This is a genomic window from Chitinilyticum litopenaei DSM 21440 (genome assembly GCF_000428145.1).
GTDB classification, from domain to species: Bacteria; Pseudomonadota; Gammaproteobacteria; order Burkholderiales; family Chitinibacteraceae; genus Chitinilyticum; species Chitinilyticum litopenaei.
Map to the genome: position 1 here is coordinate 20,768 of NZ_ATZJ01000040.1, position 20,450 is coordinate 41,217.

Below are 20,450 nucleotides of genomic sequence, written 5' to 3' on the forward strand. Positions count from 1 at the left end.
CATGACGACCCTTTTCAATGCGCCCTTGTGGGACCGGCTTGTCGCGGAGCCCGGCGCGGGTGGCGATCTGCTGCGGCCGATGGACAAAAGCCGGCTGGTCGCCACGGTGTCTGCCGATCTGACTGCCTTGCTCAATGCCATCGTGCCAGCCGAGATTTTCGAATCGGCATTGCCACATGTAGCCGGCTCGGTCCTGGCCTTCGGCTTTCCATGTGTAAGCGGCAAAAGTCTTTCCAGCGTGCACATCAAGCAGATCAAGGCCTGGATTGAGGAAAGCATCCTGCGCTTCGAGCCCCGCATCCTGCCCGAATCACTGGCGGTTTTTCCGGTGCTCGACAAGGGCCAGTCGCATCACCAGTTTCTTGCCTATGCCATTCGTGGTCTGGTCAATGCGCGCCCCTACCCGGTTGAACTGGAATTGCAGACCCGTCTGGACCTGGATAACGGGCGTTTTGCCGTAGTCGATGCCGCAACGGGACGAGCATGAACGAGCGATTTCTCGAACTCTACAATCAGGAATTGCGCCACCTGCGCGACATGGGGCGGGAGTTTGCACGCCAGTATCCCGATGTGGCAGGGCATCTGGGCGACAGCAACCAGGTGGTCGATCCTTACATCGAACGCTTGCTGGAAGGCTTTGCCTTTTTGTCCTCGCGCGTGCAGCTCAAGCAGGAAGCGGCATTTCCGCAATTTACCGATCACCTGCTGCGCTGTGCTTACCCCCACTGGAGCAAGCAGACGCCATCGATGGCCATTGTCGGCTTTACGCCGGACAAGACCGCAACAGGCCTGCATGATGGTTTTGCCATCCCGCGTGGCGCGCGGTTGCTGACCCAGGCGGTGCCGGGAATTGAGACACCCTGCGAATTCGCCACGGCTTTTGATGTGCGCGTCTGGCCCATTCGTCTGGCAGAGGTCCAGTATGTGGTCGGAGAAACCGTACAAGGCGCCCCCCGCGGTACCAGGGCATCGCTGCTGCTGACGCTGGAAGCCTATCCGGGGGCCGATCTGCGGCGCATGTCGATCAATGCCCTGGATTTCTTTGTCGCTGGTGACGATGAAGTGGCGACCAAGCTGTGCGAGCTGATCGTGGGCAATACGCTGGGCGTGCGTGTGCAGGGCGATCTGGCCGATCGCGCTTCGCCGGCCGGCGTCTTCGCCGCCGAGGCGATCCGGGCCAAGGGGCTGGCCGAGGACGAAGCGCTGCTGCCGCTCGATTCCCGGACCTTTTCCGGCCACCGCCTGCTGCAGGAGTATTTCAGCTTCCCGCAGAAATTCCGTTATTTCACGCTGGGCGATGCGCAACTTGCCGAGACAATCAGGCGCACGGCCACTGCCGGCCGGGTGTCCATCGCCATCCATCTGGGCGGCAATGATGCCTCGCTTGCCAGCGCGGTTTCGCAAGAGAGCCTGCGCCTTTTCACCACGCCGGTCATCAATCTGTTTTCGCGCCGCATGGACCGGATTCTGGTCGATGAAATGCAGACCGAGTACCACATGGTCGCCGACCGCCGCAAACCGCTGGCCTATGAGGTGTATGACGCCAGCCTGATCGAGGGTTATGGCCGCGATCATGCGCAAACCAATACCTTCACACCGCTGTTTGCCGGTGCACAAAGCGCTGGCTGGCAGGACTCCACGGCGTTTTTCACCTTGCGCCGGCAACCGCGCCTGGTCAACGAGAACAAGCCTCAGTCGGCCTTTGTCGCCAACTACCAGTTCAGTGAGGTCTTCCTGTCGGTGGTCGATCGCAACAATGCGCCGCTGCGCCCGGATGTCCGCCAGTTTGGCGGCGATATTCTGGTGAGCAATGGCCCGTTCCCCATCCTGTGCCCGCGCGGTGGACCGCGAGACCTGAGCCTGGTCGATTCCGCGCCGCTTGAGGCCATCCAGTTTGTCGTGCCGCCGACCGAGCCGACTGCGGCCATCCCGGAAGGAGAAACACCGTGGCGGCTGATCAATCAGCTCTCGCTCAATTATCTGTACCTGAACGACCAGGACGAGGCCGGCTCGGTCAATGCGCTGAAAAACCTGCTGACGCTGTATGCACGGTTTGGCCGTGATCGTCATCTGGCCCATGCGCAAAGCCTGTGCGGCATGAGTACGCGCATCGTTACCCGGCGCCATCCGGCTCCCGGCCCGATTGCCTATGCCAGAGGCGTGTGCGTGGACATCCGCCTGGATGACATTGCTTTTGCCGGCGCCAGTGCCTTTGTGTTTGGCCAGGTGATCCGGCAGTTTCTGCTGCAATTCGTGCAGCTCAATGCCTTTGTCGAGTTCCGCCTTTCGACGCAGAATCGCGGGCTGATCAAGATCTGGCCGGCGCAACCCGGCAAGCGGGGCTTGCTGTGATGACGCCGGCAATGCGCGAACGGGCGCACCGGCAAAGCCTCTTTGCCGTGCTGCGCTGGGTTGATGCGAAAAATCAGGACAAGCCCTTGCTGGGGCGCAGCCTGCGCGCCCGCGAAGATGCCGTGCGTCTGGCGCATCAGCCCGACATGGCGTTTGCCGCAACCGAGATCAGCTCGATCGATGAGCACCCGCACGCCGGTGTGCCGGTCATCCGGCATTTTGCGCAGGGCCTGTTTGGTCCGAATGGCCCCTTGCCGCTGCACCTGACCGAGCAGGCCTGGGACAAGCTGCACAACCATGCCGACACGCGTTTGCGCGATTTCGCAGACATCTTCCACCACCGCATGCAGTGCCTGTTCTACCGCGCCTGGGCCGAAGTTCAGCCGGTGGTGGCGCTGGATCGCAGCGGCGACGAGCCTTTCACCCGCCGCATAGCCGCCCTGGGTGGCTATGCCGGACCGGAGCTGGCCGGGCGGGATGCCTTGTCCGACCATTTCAAGGTGCGTCACGCCGGGCAGTTTTCCAGACCGGTGCGCAGCGCACACGAACTGCGCGTACTGCTTGTGCAGCTGCTGGGCGTGCCGGTCATGGTTGCCGAAAACGTGCGGCAGTGGCTGCCGCTGGACGCCGACTCCTGCACCGCGCTTGGCCGGGCGAACAGCGAGCTGGGTCAGGGCATGGTGCTGGGCAAGCGCGTGCCGGATGTGCAGTTCGGCTTTGCCGTACAGCTCGGGCCGTTGACGCAGGATGAATATGATCGTTTCGACCCCGCATCTCCGCGTCTGCAGCAGCTGCATGCGCTGATCCGCAACTGGCTGGGCACGCATTACAACTGGACGGTGCAACTGCAAGTCAGCACGCCCACGGCGCGCAGGCTGGAGCTGGGGCGTGGCGTCAGGCTGGGGTTTGACAGCTGGCTGCTACCCCGGTCAGGACAGCACCCGGTGCTCGATGGGGTGAAATATTGCAGCTGAAAACCGCTACTTTCGCCCCGGGACCGAACCGATTTTTACTTCTTGATGCCAAAGAGCGCGTCAATCGCGTCATCGGCGCTTGGCTGGGTGTAGGGCTGGCGGTATTGCGGTTCGGCAAAACCCGGCTGGCTAGCACTGCCGCCAAGCACGCTCAGCGGGTCAAGATGGCTGGGCGCCGTTTGCGCAGTGGCGCTGCTGCCCAGCGCGAACAGCTGGTCGAGTTCGCTGGGCCTGGCCGGTGGTGGCAGATTGCCGTGCAGCGGCATGGCTGCCTGCGCCGGAGCCGGAACGGGGGGCGGGGCAAACAGTGGCGGCAACTCGGGAATCGGCCGGGATGCAGTGGCATCAGGCGTTGCGGTCTGCAATTCGCACACCCTGATCAGCAGCGTGCTGATGCGCAGGATGTCGCCGGCGTGGATGGCGCCGCTTTCGCCGTATCCCAGTGCCTTGCCATTGAGCCAGACCGGAGTGAGGTCGCCCTGGTCGGTGATGTAGAGCTGACCCTGACGCTCGCTGATCACAGCATGCACGGCCGAGACGGCGCCGGTATCGGGCAGCACCAGATCATTGCCGGGTGCGGCGCCCAACCGGGTGCCCTGTTCGGAAATCCGGACCGGAACATGCCCGGGGGCCGGTTCGCCCTGGGCGGTGAGCAACTGAAGATGCACGCGTATAACTCCCTGACAGGCTGTTGAACCCTGCCTGTGAACCGTATCTCCGGCCATGCCGGAAATTGTAGTGACAAGCAACAACGAATTGGCGGTTTTGCAGGCGATCGTATGCGCCGGGTTTTCCGGACTCCGAAGCCGCTGGATAACCGCTGTTTCTCACGACCCTGTAGAACCCGGACTGGCGATTCGGGGCCAATCTTAACATGCAAAAACGGGATGCAAATGAGCAAGATTAATCGTTCGGAATTGTTCGGCAGGCTGAATTCGACGCTGTTCCAGTCACTGGAAAGTGCGACCCGCTTTGCCCGCTATCGCAACCATGCACGCGTCGAACTGGCCCACTGGCTGAACCTGCTGCTGCAGCTGCCCAATTCCGATGTGCACCTGGTGGCGACTGCCGCTGGCATCGATCTGGCGCGCTTGTCCGGCGACGTGACCGAGGCGCTCAACCGCCTGCCACAGCAGGATGCCGGCATTGATTTTGCCCCGGAGCTGGAGCACGCCGTCGAGCGCGGCTGGATCTATGCCTCGCTGAAATTCAGGGCCGCCCGCATTCGCGGCGCCCACTTGCTGCTGGCCCTGCTGGAAGACCCGGCCAGCGTGCAGGCCCTGCAACGCATCAGCAAGGAATTCCGCCTGCTGGGCGCTGCCGTACTGATGGAAAACTGGTCCGCCTGGCTGGCTGGCTCCCCGGAAAGCGACCAGGCCGAAGGCGATCAGCTGCCGCAGCCTGCCGCGGCCGGCGCTGGCGACGAGTTGCTGATGAACCAGGGCAATGCCATCGAGCGCTTCACCAAGGACCTGACTCGCCAGGCGCGCGACGGGCAGATCGACCAGGTATCGTGCCGTGATCATGAAATCCGCCAGCTGATCGACATCCTGATCCGCCGCCGCCAGAACAATCCGTTGCTGGTTGGCGAAGCCGGTGTCGGCAAGACTGCCGTCGTCGAAGGCCTGGCCCTGCGCATCGCCACCGGCCAGGTGCCCGAGCTGCTGCAGGATGTGCGTCTGCTGGAGCTGGACATTGCCCTGATGCAGGCTGGCGCCAGCGTCAAGGGCGAGTTTGAAAATCGTCTCAAGCAGCTGATCGCCGAAGTGCAGTCATCCAGCCAGCCGGTCATCCTCTTCATCGACGAAGCGCACACGCTGATCGGCGCCGGTGGCGCCGCCGGCACGGGCGACGCGGCCAACCTGCTCAAGCCGGCGCTGGCGCGTGGCAAGCTGCGCACCATCGCCGCGACGACCTGGAGCGAATACAAGCGCTATATCGAGAAGGATCCCGCGCTGACCCGCCGTTTCCAGACCATCCAGGTGCAGGAGCCCAGCGAAGAGGCCGCGATGGACATGCTGCGCGCGGTCACCCTGCAACTGCAGAACCATCACAAGGTTGTCGTGCTCGACGAAGCGGTGCAGGCGGCCGTGCGCCTGTCGCATCGCTACATTCCGGCACGCCAGCTGCCGGACAAGGCCATTTCGCTGCTGGATACCGCCTGCGCACGCGTGGCCATGAGCCAGTCGCAGGCGCCGGGCGAAATCGAGCTGCTGCGCGCGGGCATCGCCAAGAAACAGCAACTCCTGCTCATCCTGCAGCAGGAAGTCGAACAGGGCTATCCGCACGGCGAGCGTATCGCCGGCCTGCAGGACGAACTGCAGCAGGACCTGCTCCGTGAAGCGGTTTTGCAGCAACGCTGGGATGCCGAGCAGCAGCTGGTCAACAGCATCACGGCGCTGACCCGCACGCTGCTGGCCAACGAGGCCGAAGCTGGCGCAAGCGCGACGGACGAGGAGGTGACCGTGCTCGATCGCGATGCCTTGCGTGAAGAGTTGCTGGCGCTGAAGGCCGAACTGCAGCAATTGCAAAGCGACGGCAAGCTGGTGCACCCCTGCGTGGATGGCAGCGCGGTCGCGGGACTCGTTGCCGACTGGACCGGCATTCCGGTCGGCCGCATGCTGCAGGACGAGCAGGATGCCGTGCTGAAGCTGGCCGAAACGCTGGGCGCCCGCGTGCTGGGGCAGGACCATGCGATGGAAGCCATCAGCCGCCAGATCAAGATCAGCCGCGCAGGCCTTGAAGATCCGCAAAAGCCTGCCGGGGTTTTCCTGCTGGTCGGCCCGTCCGGCGTCGGCAAGACGGAAACCGCACTGGCTCTGGCCGACGCGCTCTACGGCGGCGAGGAACACCTCATCTGCATCAATATGAGTGAATTCCAGGAGCCGCATACCGTCTCCACACTGAAAGGCGCGCCTCCGGGCTATGTCGGCTACGGCGAAGGCGGCGTGCTGACCGAAGCCGTGCGTCGCCGGCCGTATTCGGTGGTGCTGCTCGATGAAATCGAGAAGGCCCATCCGGACATCCACGAAGTGTTCTACCAGGTCTTCGACAAGGGCTGGATGGAAGACGGCGAGGGGCGCTTCATCGATTTCCGCAATACCCTGATCCTGATGACGGCGAATGTCGGCGACGAGCGCATCATGAGCCTGTGCGAAGACCCGGAGCTGGCGCCGCCGGCCGATGTCATCGAGCGCGAGTTGCGCCAGGATCTCCGTGCCGTCTTCCCGGCGGCCTTCCTCGGGCGGGTGAAGACCGTGCCGTATTACCCGCTGTCGCCGACACTCTTCATGCGCCTGGTGGCCATGAAGCTGGGCAAGGTAGCGCGGCGTCTCGCGGAACGTCATGGCGCGGAACTGCTCTGGGACGAAGCGGTGCTGGCCTGGATTCATGCCCGCTGCGACCAGGTGGAGAGCGGTGCGCGCATTATCGACGCACTGATCAACAGCGAAGTGCTGGCCCCGCTCAGCATCACCCTGCTGAGCCGGCTGGGTGAAAAGCCCGGCCAGATCCGGCTGGCGATCCGCGAGGGCAAGCTGGAGCTTGACCTGGTGGAGGTGCAGGCCGCACAGGCAGCAGGCGCTCTGGCGGATGAAGGCTTGCACGCCTGATTCCATGCAAAGCGGGTCTGCGTGCATGGACGCAGACCCGCGCAGGAGCTGGCGCTCCTTCCTGCTGAACTGCAGGTCGCCAGCCGGGAAGCTTCGAGGCTGCTTTTCACCGCCCTTGCGTTCACCGCATCAAGCCAGCGCCTTGTAGAGGTTGTAGACGCTCAAAAGGCTGATCAGCCCGCCCACCAGCCACAGCAGGGTGCGCGCCGACAGTTTTTTCACCAGCAGCGCGGCAAACGGCGCGGCGAAGAGGCCGCCTGTGACCAGGCCGGCGATCAGGAGCCAGTGATCGACTTCCGCCCACAGCAGGAAGGCGCCGCCGGTGGCCAGCGCGATGAAGAACTCGGCGGCATTCACCGAGCCGATGGTGGTGCGCGGGTCGGTGCCACGGCCAACAAGGGTGGAGGTCACCACCGGGCCCCAGCCGCCGCCGCCCACCGCGTCGACAAAACCGCCGGTGAGGGCCAGCTTGCTGACGTGCTTCAATTCGCCTTGCGGGCGCGGGCGGCTGCCGATCCATGCCTTGCGCAGGATGTGCAGACCCAGCAGCAGCAGATAGGCCGCGATGAAGGGTTTCAGCAGCTTGCCGTCGATGCTGGTCAGCAGATATGCGCCGGTAACGCCGCCGATCACGCCCGGAATCACCAGGCGGCGGAACAGTTTTTTATCGACATTGCCGAGCTTGAAATGCGAAGCGCCGGAAAAGCCGGTGGTGAAGACTTCGGCAATGTGCACGGCCGCCGAGGCCGCCGCCGGGCTGGCGCCGGTGCCGATCAGGAAGGTGGTCGAGCTGATGCCATAAGCCATGCCCAGTGCCCCGTCGATGGCCTGCGCCGCAAAGCCCACGGCCACCGCCAGCCAGAATTCCGGCGACGACAGCACATGCCTGGCGCCGCTCGCCAGCTGGCTGCGCAGGGCAGGGTCGCTGTGGCTGATGGTGTAGGTGAGCAGCGTCAGCAGCACCAAGAGGCCCAGCGCCAGAGCCGGCTTGCCGCGCCAGGCCGGCGTGGCGGCGACATCGGCGTCGCTGGGCGGAATGCCCAGCTGCGCATGCTCCTGGTTGACGGGGTTGTCGCTGTGCTGGAGAGGGCGGATTTTCATGACATCGCTGCTTTGTCTTATTAATGACGCCGATGTTATAACGGAAATATATAGCTCGAATAATACTCAAATGTGATTTGCATAGCGCCGTTTGCGATATGGCACAGCTGCTCTTGGTCACGCTGGTCCGTCCGGCGCACAGCGAGCGACCTCAGCAAAGCACAGTTCCAATCCGGGCCGCCAAGGGCCGGATCACCTGCTTGCCAAGCCTTCTGCTGCCGCCTCTGATCAGGAACCGCGATGGACTGTACCAAACTCCATGGTTTATACAGGGTATGTGGCTGCAGCCAATTAATATAAAGGGCCGCAGCCATATACACAGCCAAGTATTTACTGAGGGTTGCTGTAGACCTGCACCGTACGCGGGGTAAGGAAGACGGTTTCACCAACCTGCCAGCCGCCATCCTGATAGCGTTCGCGGCTCAGCTCCACCTCGACACCATCGTGCCCCTCGACATCCACCTCCAGCCGGATCGTCGCGCCAAGAATGCGGATATGGCTGATTTCGCCATGCAGCGCATCGCCGGACGCCACCCGCGACAGGTCGATTTCATGCGGGCGCACATAGATGACTGCCGGTGCGTCCGGGGCTTCCGGCGCGGCGATCCGCCCCTTGCCCACTTCCGCCCAGCCTGCGTGCACGCGGCTGTGAAACAGGTTCACGTCGCCGAGGAACTGGTACACGAAGGGGCTGGCCGGTGTGTCGTACACCTCTTCCGGCGTGCCGACCTGTTCGATATGGCCCTTGTTCAGCACCACCACGCGATCGGCCACTTCCAGCGCTTCTTCCTGATCGTGCGTGACGAAAATGCTGGTCAGATGCACTTCGTCATGCAGGCGGCGCAGCCAGCGGCGCAACTCCTTGCGCACCTTGGTGTCGAGCGCGCCGAACGGTTCATCCAGCAGCAGCACCTTCGGCTCGACCGCCAGCGCGCGCGCCAGCGCAATGCGCTGCCGCTGGCCACCGGAGAGTTGGGCCGGGTGGCGGTCGGCCAGCCAGTCGAGCTGCACCAGCTCCAGCAATTCATGCACCTTGCGCTTGATTTCCGTTTCCGAGGGGCGGGTTTCCTTCGGGCGCACGCGCAGGCCGAAGGCCACATTCTCGAACACGGTCATGTGGCGAAACAGCGCGTAGTGCTGGAACACAAAGCCGACCTGGCGTTCGCTGACGTGCTTGTCCGTCGTGTCCTCGCCATGGAAGAGGATCTGGCCGGCGTCCGCCGTTTCCAGCCCGGCAATGATGCGCAGCAGAGTCGTCTTGCCGCAGCCGGAAGGCCCCAGCAGCGCCAGCAGCTCGCCCGAGGCGATGTCGAGGTTGATGTTGTCCAGCGCCACGAAATTGCCGAAGCGCTTGGAAATATTGCGGATATCGATGCTCATTTAATCAAATCCTTTTTGAACCACAGAGGCACAGAGAACACAGAGAAAACCGCTTGAGGCCAGCTGGTTTTTCGTGCCTTTTTGACTCTGTGCCCCTCTGTGTCTCTGTGGTGAATCGGTATTATTCTTCGGTCGCGTGGCGGCGGTCTTCTTCGGCCAGCTTTTCGCTGCGCCATTCGATAAAGCTCTTTACCGCCAGCGTCACCAGCGCCAGGAGCGCCAGCAGCGAGGCGCAGGCGAAGGCGCCGACAAAGTTGTATTCGTTGTAAAGAATCTCGACATGCAGCGGAATGGTATTGGTCATGCCGCGGATGTGGCCGGACACCACCGACACCGCGCCGAATTCGCCCATGGCCCGCGCATTGGCCAGAATCACGCCGTACAGCAAGCCCCACTTGATATTGGGCAGCGTCACGCGCCAGAAGGTCTGCCAGCCACTTGCCCCCAGCACCAGCGCGGCCTGTTCCTCGTCGCTGCCTTGCGCTTCCATCAGCGGAATCAGCTCGCGGGCGATAAAGGGGAAGGTCACGAAGACGGTGGCCAGCACGATGCCCGGAATCGCAAAGATGATCTTGATGTCGTGCTCGGCCAGCCACGGGCCGAACCAGCCCTGCGCGCCAAACAGCAGCACGTAGATCAGCCCGGCGACCACCGGCGAGACGGCAAACGGCAGGTCGATCAGCGTGGTCAGCACGCTGCGGCCTCGGAACTGGAAGCGCGAGATCGTCCAGGCCGCCGCCACGCCGAACACCAGATTCAGCGGTACGGCAATCGCGGCGGTGATCAGCGTGAGCCGGATGGCCGAGAGCGCATCCGGGTCGGTGAAGGCGGCCAGGAACAGCCCCCAGCCCTGCCGCAACGCTTCGGCAAACACCGCAATCAGCGGCACGATCAGAAACAGTGTGATGAAGGCCAGCGCCAGCCCGGTCAGGGCATAGCGCACCCAGCGGGTTTCCGTGGTGGCCTGGCTGCGGTTGACGGTCAATGATGCGGCCATCTCAATTCCTCCTGCCCAGCCGGCGCGCGCTCCACCATTGCAGGCCGTTGATGGCCAGCAGCAGCAGGAAGGACACGCCCAGCATGACCACGGCAATCGCCGTGGCGCCGACATAGTCGTATTGTTCGAGTTTGCTGATGATCATCAGCGGCGTGATTTCCGACTTGAACGGCATGTTGCCGGCGATGAAGATCACCGAGCCGTATTCGCCGATGGCGCGGGCAAAGGCCAGCGAAAAGCCGGTCAGCAGCGCCGGCCACAGGATGGGCAGGATCACCAGCCGGAAAATCTGCCAGCGATTGGCGCCCAGGCTGGAGGCGGCTTCTTCCAGCTCCTGCTCGATGTCGGCCAGCACCGGCTGCACGGTGCGCACGACAAAGGGCAGGGTAACAAAGGTGAGCGCAATCACGATGCCGGTGGGGTTGAACGCGAGGCTCAGCCCTTCGCTGCCAAACAGCCCCCCCAGCACGCTGCCCGGCGCGAACCACTGGCCGATCCAGCCATTGGGTGCATAGATGGTCGCCAGCGCGATGCCGGCGACGGCCGTGGGCAGGGCAAAGGGCAGATCGACCAGGGCATCGATCAGGCGCTTGCCGGGAAAGGAGTAGCGCACCAGCACCCAGGCCACCAGCAGGCCGGTGAACAGATTGATGATGGCCGCCAGCAGCGAAGCGCCAAAGGTAACCTTGTAGGTCGCCACGACGCGCTCTTCGCTGACGATCGCCCAGAACTGCCCCCACTCCAGCGAGCTGGTCTTGACGACCAGCGCCGTGAGCGGCAGCAGCACGATCAGTGACATGTAGAAAATGGTGTAGCCAAAGGACAGATTAAAGCCCGGCAACACACTGGCTTGCTTGAACGCCATGAGAATATCCATTCCTGATCAGGCAGCTGCCTCAGTAACTCGTCATGCCGGCGTCCCACGGGGATTTCCTGCGGTCAAAGCCGGCATCCAGTGCGCCGCCTGAAGAGGCATTGCAGCTGGATTCCCGCTTTCGCGGGAATGACGAATTCGAATTGGTCTTTGCTGAGGTGGCTGCCGAATCAGGTATCCATTAGTCATGCAGAAAACGGGGGGCGGTCCCCCGCATGGGTGGTCTCGCCTTATTTCTTGGCGATGCTCGCGGCGATCTGGTCGTACACGCCGCCATCATTGAAATGGCGCTTCTGGATGGCCTGCCAGCCGCCCAACTCGTCGACGCCGAAGAGCTTCACCGCCGGGAACTGCTTCGCGTACTTGGCGGCAACGCCCTTGTCGCGCGGGCGCAGGTAGTTCTGCGCGGCGATTTCCTGGCCTTCCGGGCTCCACAGGTATTTCAGGTATTCCTCGGCTGCCTTGCGGGTGCCCTTCTTGTCGACCACCTTGTCGACCACGGCGACCGGCAGGTCGGCATCGATGGAAATGCTCGGGTAAACCACCTCGAACTCGCCGCGGCCGAATTCGCGGGCAATCATTTCGGCTTCGTTTTCAAACGTCACCAGCACGTCGCCAATCTTGCGCTGCATGAAGGTGGTGGTGGCGGCCCGGCCACCCGCATCCAGCACCGGCACATTGCGGAACACGCCGGCCACGAAATCCTGCGCCTTCTGCTCGTTGCCGCCCGGCTGCTTCAGCGCGTAGCCCCAGGCCGCCAGATAGGTGTAGCGACCGTTGCCGCTGGTTTTCGGGTTGGGAACGATGACCTGCACGCCCGGCTTCACCAGATCGTTCCAGTCCTTGATGGCTTTCGGGTTGCCCTTGCGCACGATCAGCACCTGCAGCGAGGAGAATGGCGCGGATTGATCCGGCAGGCGCTTGGCCCAGTCGGCGGGCAGCAGCTTGCCTTTCTCGGCAATCGCGTCGATGTCGGTCGACTGGTTCATCGTCACCACATCGGCCTCCAGCCCGCTGATGACGGAGAGCGCCTGCTTGCTGGAGCCGCCATGCGATTGCTGGATGGTGATGCTGTCCTTGAACCTGGCGTCGTAATGCTTCTTGAAGGCCGGGTTGTAGTCCTTGTAGAAATCGCGCATCACGTCGTAGGACACATTGAGCAGCGTGGTGTCGGCATGGGCAAACAGGGTGAAGCCCAGGCCAAGGGCGGCAAGCAGGCGGGTGGCGCGCATGGGGATACTCCGTCGGGTTTTGTTAGTATTCGTAGTGCTAAAAACAATGCTGATATGACTGTATCGCGCAAGCATATAGCGCGTGAAGAAATTAGAAATTATTTCAATATAACTTTTGCGATTAGCCTGCGGCTTCAGCGCACACCGCTGCAAGCGCGGTGCTTCCTGCTGACGAAATCGCTGCGCAACGCGCGCGCAAAGCCTTGGCTTCGCGGGCTGGTGCCCCGCCGGCCCGCCGTGTTCCTGTGATTCACAGGGCCATTGCCTACCTGACTATGTCTCTGCTGCAGAATCGCCATTCCCGCGTACGCGGGAATCCAGATGACGCTGTGAAATCAAGCTTTGCTCTGGATGCCTGCCTTCGCGGGCATGACGAAAAAGGGGGTCTGGAAGAGGGACATAATCAGGATTGCGTATCGGGGGAGTGGGCGAGCAGGGCGGCGAACAGGGCGTCCAGTCAGCCCAATGCCTGCGCGGGACTTGCCATGACTGGGGGAGAGGCGACCGAGCTGCCCGCGAGCGGGCGGCTTTCCAGCAGCGTGGCGGCCAGCGCCTGCCCGGCCAGCCAGTCACCCAGGCCGGAATCGGCATTGATGTGGCCAAGTCCTGCCAGCAGCGTAAAGCGGCTGCGCCAGTCCCGCGCCATGGCCTGCGCCGCTGCCGGTGTGCAGGCAGGGTCGTTGTCGCTGGCGACCAGCAGGCTGGGGAAGGGCAGCGGGGCGCGGCTGCGCGGCGAAAAGCCGCTGCCTTGCCAGGGGCGCTGCGGCCGTTCGCTGTCGGCGGGGGCAACCAGCAGCGCGGCGTGCACGCGATGGGTATTGGCGCGGTAATGTTCGGCCCAGTGCGCAACAGTCAGGCAGCCCAGACTGTGTGCAACAATGAGTATCTGCCCGGAAGCCTTTTGCAGCGTTGCATCCAGGCGTATACCCCAGTCTTGCAGGGCCGGGGTTTCCCAGTTGTCCTGCACTACCCGGCGCATGGCCGGGTCGTGCTGCTGCCAGCGGCTCTGCCAGTGCTGCGGGCCGGAGTCGCGCCAGCCCGGCACCAGCACGATGCTGTTGCCCTGGCGCAGCCAGTCGGTGAACACGTGCATCGCCGCGCGCTCCTTAGAAGGTGTAGGTCGCGCCCAGACGGAAGCGCCAGTCGTCGGTCAGCACGCCGCGCGGCGCGTTCGGATCCTGCACTTCGCCCACATAGCCGAACTCCCCGTGCAGGCGGACATTCTTGGTGATCTTGTAGCCACCGCCAATGTTGTGCTCGTAATTGTTCTTGCTGCCATTGGCGAAGGCATAGTTGCTCAGCTTGTGATCCCAGCGGAAGTTGTAATAGGCATCGAATTCCTTGTTGATGGTATTGCGCAGCGTGATGTCGGTGCGTGTCCAGTCGTCGTTATCGATCTGGCGGTTAAGGTTGGCGCTGGGTTCATTGTTGTACTCGTAGCGCACGCGCCCATCGAGGCGCCAGCCGGGCTGGAAGGCCCAGTTGGCCTGCAGGCCAACCTTGTAGACCTCGTTATTGCTCGATTTCACCGAATCCCACAGCACCGAGGGCAGCAGGGTGATCGTGTCATTGAGCTTGTACTTGTAATAGAGCTGGAATTCGGTGTCCTTCCAGCTGATGTCGTCCAGGCCCGCGCCGGCCTTGCTCGAATTGTTGATGGTGTATTCGATGGTGCCGCCAAGGCCGTTGTCGAGTTCATGCCCCAGCAGGAAGCGGCTTTCCCAGCGTTCCTGGCCGGTGCGGTACTGCCCGCGGAAGTCGATGCTGGCGGCCTGGGCGGCCGCGGCGGTGGTGAGCGCCAGGGTGAGTGCGATCAGTTTGGTGTTCATGCGTTTGCTCCTGATTGACTGAGTGTTGTGGTGTTGTTCTGGGTTGTGTGTTGTGCTGTTGCCGGTCGCGTCGCCGTCAGCGTGCCTTGCGGGCGGCCCAGCCAGTACCCCTGCAGCAGATGCGCGCCGCCATCCAGCGCCAGCTGCTGTTGCAGCGCGGTCTCGATGCCTTCGACGACCACCTGGCCGGCCAGCTCGTGCAAGAGCCCGATCAGCTTGCCCAGTACCCGGCGTGCGCGCGGGTCGTGTTCGGCGCGCACGATGAACTGGCGATCCAGCTTCACGAAATCGGGCTCCAGCTGCCAGATGCGGTCGATGTTGGCGCTGCCGGCGCCGAAATCGTCGATGGCGATCAGAAAGCCCTGCTGGCGATAGTTGCGCACAGCATTGCGGATGTGGCCAAGCTGCTGCGGGCTGATGTTTTCCTCGGTGATTTCCAGCACGATGGGCAGGCCGGCGGCGCCAAACTGCTCGCGGATATGGCGGAAAAAATGGCCATGCCGCTCGTTGATTTCCAGCAGGTGGGCCGGATGCACATTCAGGAACAGCGGCGTGGTCGCGCCGCCGGCGTGCAGGTAGTTCACCAGGTGCATCAGGCGGCATTGCCGGTCGAAATTGACCAGCTCGCCCTGCAGCGTGGCAATGGCAAAGGCGCGCGCCGGCGCCACGGCGCGGCCGCGCGTGCTGGCGCGCAGCAGCGCTTCGTAGCCGTAAAGACGACCGCTGTGGTCAAAAATCGGCTGGAAGACACTGCCCAGCGTCAGGCCGAGTGTGCGGGCCAGCAGGCCTTGCTGCGGCGTGCGCGCCCACTCGACCCGCGACCAGCCGCCATTGAGCGGGTCGCCAAAGCTGGCAATCCAGGCATCCAGTGCCGCGGGAAAAGCGGGGGCATTCATGGCCGTGTTCCTTATCGTGCGGCTTACTTGCCGGGTTTGTAGATCTGGTCGAATACGCCGCCATCGCTGAAGTGGGTCTTCTGCGCCTTTTCCCAGCCGCCGAAGACATCGTCGATGTCAAACAGCTGCACCTTGGGGAACTGCTTGGCGTACTTGGCCGCAATATCCTTGTCGATCGGGCGGTAGTAGTTCTGCGCGGCGATTTCCTGGCCCTCCTTCGAATAGAGGTACTTCAGGTATTCCTCGGCCACCTTGCGGGTGCCCTTTTTGTCGACGTTCTTGTCAACCACGGCCACCGGCGGCTCGGCAAGGATGGACAGGCTGGGGGCCACGATGTCGAACTTGTCCGGGCCCAGCTCCTTCACGGCCAGCACGGCTTCGTTTTCCCAGGAGATGAACACGTCACCCTGGCCGCGCTGGGCGAAGGTGGTCAGCGCGCCACGCGCGCCGGTGTCGAGAATCGGCACGTTCTGGAAGAGTTTCTGCAGGAATTCGCGGGCCTTGGCCTCATTGCCGCCCGGCTGCTTCAGTGCATAGCCCCAGGCGGCGAGGTAGTTCCAGCGTGCGCCGCCCGAGGTCTTCGGGTTCGGCGTGATGACCTTCACGTCATTGCGCACCAGGTCATTCCAGTCCTTGATGTTCTTGGGATTGCCCTTGCGCACCAGGAAAACGATGGTCGAGGTATAAGGGCTGGCGTTGTGCGGCAGTTTTTTCTGCCAATCCTTGCCCAGCAGCTGGCCCTTGGCATGCAGTTCGTCGATGTCATACGCCAGCGCCAGCGTCACCACATCGGCTTCCAGGCCGTCCAGCACGGAGCGCGCCTGCTTGCCCGAGCCGCCGTGCGACTGCTTGACGGTGACGTCGTCGCCGGTTTTTTTCTTCCAGTGTGCGGCAAAGGCCTTGTTGTATTCCTGATAGAGCTCGCGGGTCGGGTCGTAAGACACATTCAGCAGCTCGACACTGGCGGCAAAGGTGCTGCCGGCGAACAGGGCGAGGGTGAGGGCGGTAAGGCGGGTCTTGAAGCGCATGGCGGGTTCTCCGGGTGAGTTGATGGCTGCATCTTCGCACCGGAGTTGTTATGCCATTAAATACTTTAAAATGATTTTTATAGTTCTATTTAGAATTTATGACGCTTGGCCGTGCCCGTAAACGCGCCGTCGCAGACCGCATGAACGCTGGGCGAGGCCTTGCGCAAGCACCAGAGCGCACGGCGCAGACTGCCACCCGCGACCTGCGCAGACGTGCTCCCGCTGTTGTCGGTGCTCTGCATGCTGAGCGCCGCTTGAACAGACATTGAGACATTGCAGCGCGATTCCCGCTTTGCCCGCAGGGAATCCCCGCGCGATGAGGGAATGGCGAATCGGATCAGCTGCGCGATTCGGGTTTCAGGGCGTGCAAAGGCGCAAGGCCATGCCGCGGATGGCGGCCTTCAGCTGTGCCCAGTCGGCGTCGCTGGCCAGATCCAGGCCGCCGAAGCGGCGAATCGTGCGCGCGCGCAGCAGCAGGTATTGCACGCCGGCGATCAGCAAGAGGCTGATGCCGCGCAGCTCCGGCGCCTGCCTGGCAACGTCGGCGCCCAGCAGCGCCTCGACCTGCTGGCCCCATTGTTCGCGCTCGCTTTCCAGAATCGCGGTCAGCTCGTTGCGGCTGGCGATTTCGGCGGCGAGGATTTCGATGGTGAGCGGGCGGGCGCGCAGCGCGTCGATAAAGCGCTCGAAAAACAGCGCATAGCGCTCCGCCAGCGGCAGCGCCGCCAGCGCGTCGTCGCCGGCCAGCTCAGCCACGCTCGGCCAGAAACGCCCGCTGGCGCCCCAGGCGCGCAGCAATTCGGGCAGACCGCCGAAGTAGCGGTAGATCAGCACCTTGTCGATGCCGGCCTCGCGCGCAATCGCGTTCACGCCGATGGCCGCGAAGCCGTCGCGCGCCAGCACCGCGCCGACTGCCGCCAGGATGCGCTCCTCGCTGGCGGCGCGGTCGCGCGTGCGGCTGGCGGGTTTGGCGGGGGCGGGCGGGGGCGTGGTCATGACGGGCATTCTTCGGCAGTGTGAGAAGTGGCAGCGGCGGGTGGGCCGCCGGCAGGCTGTATCAGGCAGCCCGCCAGCGGCGCAGGCGCCAGCTTCAGCCGCGAAGGATGTGCGCGTCAAGCCCGCGACGCGGCGCGGGCGGCACCGGCTCGGCAAAACCGGCGCGCGCCCACATCTGCACGGTCTGGCCGTCGGCATCCAGCACGCGGTGGATGTCGCGGTAGGGGCCGGCGACTTCCGGGTATTCCTGCAGCGCCTGCTGCAGGGGCTGCATGACGACGCCGTGCGCGGTGGCGGCGAGCTGCACGCGTACATAGGCGCGCCCGGCGTTGATCTGTATCACGCGGTCATTGCCGGGTGAAACGAGCCACAGAAAGGCCGGGGTCGTCGCCAGCTTGCGGTTGAACTCGTCGAGCTGCCCCGTCGTTGCGCTGTCGTCGGGCGCCGGCGCCTTGCTGCGGTCAAACAGCCCCAGTCGCTCCAGCCAGACCACCTTCGGGTCGAGCAGCGTGAGGCCGTCGCGGTGTTTTGCCACCTCGGCGCTGCCGATGCGCAGCCAGCGGTAGGATTCGAGGATGGTGCGCGGCGTGGTCAGCTCGATGCGCCAGGCCTCGATGGCGATGGCGCGCTGGGCGGCCAGCGCCTGCGCTGCGCCGGCATCGACATGCCCAAAGCGCAGCGGCCACGGCGCCACGGCCGCCGCCATGGCGCGCCAGGCCGCATCGGGAATGGCGCGCGCGGGGTCGTAGGCATTGCGGTTGGTATGCCGGTGCACGATCTGCGCGAACAGCGGATCGCGCGTCACACCGGCATCCGCGACCAGGCGGATGCGCGCCACCGGGCGCTGATCGGGCCGCACGGGGCCGAACACGCCTTCGGGAAACAGCGTGATCTCGGCGCGCAGGCCACGCTCGCGAGCCGCCAGATCCAGCAGCTCCAGAAAGGTGCCGTGGCTCATCATGATCTGCCGCGAGTAGGGGTCGGTTTCCGGCAGCAGCCGGGTTGGGTCGCAGTACAGCGTGATCTGCTGTGGCGTCGCCAGGTCGACGAGCCAGGACTGCAGATTGTGCGAATGCGGCGCGAGAATCGCGTAGGACAACACCCAGCGCCGCACATCCGTCTCACCCGTTCCCGGCGTCTGCCAGGCCGCCAGCGCCTCGGGCGGCGTTGCCGCCGCGCACGCCACCAGCCCGCTGCCCGCCGCCAGAATCACCCCGCCGCCGACTACTCTCAGAAAATTGCGCCTGTCCATGTCCGCTCCTTAAGTCACCATTTGGTGACACAAGTTTTGTCACTTAATGGTGACTTGTCAAGCGAACGCAGGCAGGCGCACCGCCAGAGCGTGATGGTGCAAGGCCATTTCTGATACTGATTGGGTAGCTACCTCTGCAAAGAACTGTTCGTCATTCCCGCGAAAGCGGGAATCCGGGTGCAACGCCTGTTCCAGTGATGCGCTAGATACCAGCTTTGCCCGCAGGGAGTCCCCGGGGGACGCCGGGATGACGGAGTGCTGAGCTGGCTATCTATTGATCCGGCCCTCGGAAGTTTGAATTTCCGTAGGAGCGAGCTTGCTCGCGAAGCCTTGCTGATCGCGAGCAAGCTCGCTCCTACGAGTAAAATCATCAGAGGGCCGGATCAATAATCAGTTTCCTGATTGGGTAAGCACCGGCGCCAGCCGGCACCGCGCAAGCGCCGCAAGGCGCTACGCATTACCAGCCTGCTGTGTCTTCTTCGCGCGGCAGTGCGGGGTGCGGCCGGGTGAATGCCTGCCCCGCATGGCGGCGGGTTTGCCTGGCCGGTTCGGATGCGGCGCCAGGCCGGCGCGGGGTGGGGCTGTGGTGCGGCAGGGAAGGTTGGCAGCCCTGCGCAGAACATGGGTTGTGGTGTATGTGGTCCCGGCCCTTTTCAGTAATGGGCTGTGGCGATATACCTGTGCACTACCCCGCTCGGATCGCTGGCTCGGCAAAAGCCGGTTCGTCATTCCCGCGTCCCACGGGGGATTCCCTAAGCTCAAAGCGGCAATTCAGCGAGCATGCCAGTTCGCGCCGCCACCGCTCAGCCGAAGAAGCGGCGCAGCGCCGCGTCCGCCTTGGCCTTCACCTCGTCGTTGACGTAGAAGGCCACGGTGGCCAGTGCCGCGGCCAGCGTACCCATGTCGTCCGTATAGCCAACCAGCGGCGCGAGATCGGGCACCGCGTCGAGCGGAAAAATGAAATAGGCGAGCGCCGCATAGATCACGCTCTTCGCCCACACCGGCGTCGCCGGCGACTGCGCCGCGTAGTACAGGCACAGCGCACGGCCCACCACCTCGCGCCCCGCCGACTTCGCATAGCCGCCCAGCTTGTCCCAGAAACCCTTATCCTCGAATTGCGCGTCCATTGTTTTCTCCTGGTGTTGCCCGGTGAAGAATGCGGGCAAGGGCTTGATCTGACAAGGGGAAGGCGCAAAGGTGCCGGAGGGTCTTAGAGGCAAGGGCTGCCCGGTCTTGGTAGGGTGTGCAAACCCGGCAGGGGTTTGCGCACCGGAAAGCGGTTCAACATGAGCGAGGCGCTTGTTTGGGAATTGCTCCGCGTGCGTAAATCAGGATTTGCACACGTTACATGTCCGATAATGCAGTTTGTCGATTAATTACTACGGAGGCTGAATGGAACACTTTCCAACCAACTTGGCTATCACGCCAGACGATTTTGATTCTTCTGGGTGGCTTGAAGTGCTTGAGAGTGCTGGCGATGATGGTTACCCATCGTTATGGCGAGCCTTCTCGAATGCTGCAAGGGTGGCTGTTGGCGAAGGCAACATCCCGCGCAGGAAAGTGCTTTGGTTATTGGCCGATGCGTGCTCGATGCGTCTCGTTCCTGGCAGCCTCAACAATCCATTTCAACCTTTTATAGTGATGGAGGGGCGGCGCTCTGAGGTTGACCGCGAATTTCGGATACCAAGCGTAGCCAGATAAACTGGCATACGGAGGTATCGATGTACAAAATCCCGAAGCAGAGCTACACCACCGAGTTCAAGCAAGAGGCGGTCCGTCTGGTCGAGGCCGAAGGCAAATCCCCCGCTCAGGTCGCCCGCGAGCTGGGCATTTCCGAGCAGACACTCAGCAACTGGCGCAAAGCCAGCAAGGCGGGAAAACTGGCCGCCGGCACCGGCAAGGCGATCACGCCCGAGCAGATGGAGTTA

Annotated in this window: 19 protein-coding genes; 6 read left to right on the top strand and 13 right to left on the bottom strand. The window is 63.4% G+C overall.

Features of this window, described 5'->3' with window-relative positions:
• Position 1 precedes the first annotated feature (1 nt).
• Genes C515_RS22660 through tssG form a run of 3 tightly spaced genes read left to right on the top strand, consistent with a single transcriptional unit; the run spans position 2 to position 3,326 of the window.
• Positions 2-487: a type VI secretion system baseplate subunit TssE gene (locus tag C515_RS22660; protein ID WP_051304936.1), complete on the top strand. Its 486-nt coding sequence runs from the start codon at positions 2-4 to the stop codon at positions 485-487.
• Complete coding sequence (gene tssF, locus C515_RS0113460) at positions 484-2,352, top strand: type VI secretion system baseplate subunit TssF (protein WP_028455965.1); 1,869 nt, start codon at positions 484-486, stop codon at positions 2,350-2,352. Before C515_RS22660 ends, tssF begins: the two co-directional genes overlap by 4 nt.
• On the top strand, positions 2,352-3,326 hold the full coding sequence (tssG, locus tag C515_RS21055) for a type VI secretion system baseplate subunit TssG (protein ID WP_051304937.1): 975 nt from the start codon (positions 2,352-2,354) through the stop codon (positions 3,324-3,326). Before tssF ends, tssG begins: the two co-directional genes overlap by 1 nt.
• A gap of 35 nt (positions 3,327-3,361) precedes the next feature.
• Here the strand turns inward: tssG and C515_RS0113470 are convergent, their stop codons facing one another.
• On the bottom strand, positions 3,362-3,994 hold the full coding sequence (locus tag C515_RS0113470) for an FHA domain-containing protein (protein ID WP_158380830.1): 633 nt from the start codon (positions 3,992-3,994) through the stop codon (positions 3,362-3,364).
• A gap of 225 nt (positions 3,995-4,219) precedes the next feature.
• Here C515_RS0113470 and tssH point away from each other — a divergent pair, with 225 nt between their 5' ends.
• Positions 4,220-6,937, top strand: a complete 2,718-nt coding sequence (tssH, locus tag C515_RS21060; protein ID WP_051304940.1) for a type VI secretion system ATPase TssH — start codon at positions 4,220-4,222, stop codon at positions 6,935-6,937.
• 129 nt (positions 6,938-7,066) lie between these two features.
• Here the strand turns inward: tssH and C515_RS0113480 are convergent, their stop codons facing one another.
• From C515_RS0113480 to C515_RS0113545, 12 genes are all read right to left on the bottom strand, one after another.
• Positions 7,067-8,038 carry a sulfite exporter TauE/SafE family protein gene (locus tag C515_RS0113480; protein ID WP_028455967.1) on the bottom strand — a complete coding sequence of 324 codons (972 nt, stop codon included), beginning with the start codon at positions 8,036-8,038 and terminating at the stop codon, positions 7,067-7,069.
• A 330-nt stretch (positions 8,039-8,368) separates the two neighbouring features.
• Positions 8,369-9,418, bottom strand: coding sequence for a sulfate/molybdate ABC transporter ATP-binding protein (locus C515_RS0113490; RefSeq protein ID WP_028455969.1), 1,050 nt, complete (start codon positions 9,416-9,418; stop codon positions 8,369-8,371).
• 121 nt (positions 9,419-9,539) lie between these two features.
• Positions 9,540-10,415, bottom strand: a complete 876-nt coding sequence (gene cysW / locus C515_RS0113495; protein ID WP_028455970.1) for a sulfate ABC transporter permease subunit CysW — start codon at positions 10,413-10,415, stop codon at positions 9,540-9,542.
• Position 10,416: 1 nt separating this feature from the next.
• Positions 10,417-11,280, bottom strand: a complete 864-nt coding sequence (cysT, locus tag C515_RS0113500) for a sulfate ABC transporter permease subunit CysT (protein ID WP_028455971.1) — start codon at positions 11,278-11,280, stop codon at positions 10,417-10,419.
• Positions 11,281-11,519: 239 nt separating this feature from the next.
• On the bottom strand, positions 11,520-12,521 hold the full coding sequence (locus C515_RS0113505) for a sulfate ABC transporter substrate-binding protein (protein WP_028455972.1): 1,002 nt from the start codon (positions 12,519-12,521) through the stop codon (positions 11,520-11,522).
• Positions 12,522-12,978: 457 nt separating this feature from the next.
• Positions 12,979-13,614: an RBBP9/YdeN family alpha/beta hydrolase gene (locus C515_RS21065; protein WP_081686951.1), complete on the bottom strand. Its 636-nt coding sequence runs from the start codon at positions 13,612-13,614 to the stop codon at positions 12,979-12,981.
• 13 nt (positions 13,615-13,627) lie between these two features.
• Complete coding sequence (locus tag C515_RS0113515) at positions 13,628-14,350, bottom strand: oligogalacturonate-specific porin KdgM family protein (protein ID WP_028455973.1); 723 nt, start codon at positions 14,348-14,350, stop codon at positions 13,628-13,630.
• A complete protein-coding gene (locus C515_RS21070) occupies positions 14,347-15,246 on the bottom strand; it encodes an EAL domain-containing protein (protein ID WP_051304938.1) in 900 nt (299 codons plus the stop codon). Before C515_RS21070 ends, C515_RS0113515 begins: the two co-directional genes overlap by 4 nt.
• 23 nt (positions 15,247-15,269) lie before the next feature.
• Positions 15,270-16,274 (bottom strand): sulfate ABC transporter substrate-binding protein, encoded by a 1,005-nt coding sequence (locus C515_RS0113525; protein WP_028455974.1) that lies wholly within the window; start codon positions 16,272-16,274, stop codon positions 15,270-15,272.
• A 357-nt stretch (positions 16,275-16,631) separates the two neighbouring features.
• A complete protein-coding gene (locus tag C515_RS0113535; RefSeq protein ID WP_028455975.1) occupies positions 16,632-17,270 on the bottom strand; it encodes a TetR/AcrR family transcriptional regulator in 639 nt (212 codons plus the stop codon).
• A gap of 94 nt (positions 17,271-17,364) precedes the next feature.
• Positions 17,365-18,522: an Acg family FMN-binding oxidoreductase gene (locus C515_RS0113540; protein ID WP_028455976.1), complete on the bottom strand. Its 1,158-nt coding sequence runs from the start codon at positions 18,520-18,522 to the stop codon at positions 17,365-17,367.
• A gap of 803 nt (positions 18,523-19,325) precedes the next feature.
• Entirely contained in the window at positions 19,326-19,649 is a 324-nt protein-coding gene (locus C515_RS0113545) for a YkvA family protein (RefSeq protein ID WP_028455977.1), read from the bottom strand.
• 265 nt (positions 19,650-19,914) lie between these two features.
• On the opposite strand from C515_RS0113545, the gene C515_RS23615 reads away from it, so the two are divergent.
• Positions 19,915-20,223 carry a DUF7380 domain-containing protein gene (locus C515_RS23615; protein ID WP_144290465.1) on the top strand — a complete coding sequence of 103 codons (309 nt, stop codon included), beginning with the start codon at positions 19,915-19,917 and terminating at the stop codon, positions 20,221-20,223.
• A 20-nt stretch (positions 20,224-20,243) separates the two neighbouring features.
• Positions 20,244-20,450 (top strand): transposase (locus C515_RS0113550; RefSeq protein WP_028455978.1); only part of this gene is annotated, 207 nt, incomplete at its 3' end.

Coding starts and splice junctions, on each gene's coding strand:
- cysT (WP_028455971.1), bottom strand. CDS start 11,280: ATGGCGTTCAAGCAAGCCAGTGTGTTGCCGGGCTTTAATCTGTCCTTT.
- C515_RS0113535 (WP_028455975.1), bottom strand. CDS start 17,270: ATGACCACGCCCCCGCCCGCCCCCGCCAAACCCGCCAGCCGCACGCGC.
- C515_RS0113505 (WP_028455972.1), bottom strand. CDS start 12,521: ATGCGCGCCACCCGCCTGCTTGCCGCCCTTGGCCTGGGCTTCACCCTG.
- C515_RS0113545 (WP_028455977.1), bottom strand. CDS start 19,649: ATGGACGCGCAATTCGAGGATAAGGGTTTCTGGGACAAGCTGGGCGGC.
- C515_RS21065 (WP_081686951.1), bottom strand. CDS start 13,614: ATGCACGTGTTCACCGACTGGCTGCGCCAGGGCAACAGCATCGTGCTG.
- C515_RS23615 (WP_144290465.1), top strand. CDS start 19,915: ATGGAACACTTTCCAACCAACTTGGCTATCACGCCAGACGATTTTGAT.
- C515_RS0113525 (WP_028455974.1), bottom strand. CDS start 16,274: ATGCGCTTCAAGACCCGCCTTACCGCCCTCACCCTCGCCCTGTTCGCC.
- tssG (WP_051304937.1), top strand. CDS start 2,352: ATGACGCCGGCAATGCGCGAACGGGCGCACCGGCAAAGCCTCTTTGCC.
- C515_RS0113515 (WP_028455973.1), bottom strand. CDS start 14,350: ATGAACACCAAACTGATCGCACTCACCCTGGCGCTCACCACCGCCGCG.
- tssH (WP_051304940.1), top strand. CDS start 4,220: ATGAGCAAGATTAATCGTTCGGAATTGTTCGGCAGGCTGAATTCGACG.
- cysW (WP_028455970.1), bottom strand. CDS start 10,415: ATGGCCGCATCATTGACCGTCAACCGCAGCCAGGCCACCACGGAAACC.
- tssF (WP_028455965.1), top strand. CDS start 484: ATGAACGAGCGATTTCTCGAACTCTACAATCAGGAATTGCGCCACCTG.
- C515_RS0113480 (WP_028455967.1), bottom strand. CDS start 8,038: ATGAAAATCCGCCCTCTCCAGCACAGCGACAACCCCGTCAACCAGGAG.
- C515_RS22660 (WP_051304936.1), top strand. CDS start 2: ATGACGACCCTTTTCAATGCGCCCTTGTGGGACCGGCTTGTCGCGGAG.
- C515_RS0113540 (WP_028455976.1), bottom strand. CDS start 18,522: ATGGACAGGCGCAATTTTCTGAGAGTAGTCGGCGGCGGGGTGATTCTG.
- C515_RS0113490 (WP_028455969.1), bottom strand. CDS start 9,418: ATGAGCATCGATATCCGCAATATTTCCAAGCGCTTCGGCAATTTCGTG.
- C515_RS21070 (WP_051304938.1), bottom strand. CDS start 15,246: ATGAATGCCCCCGCTTTTCCCGCGGCACTGGATGCCTGGATTGCCAGC.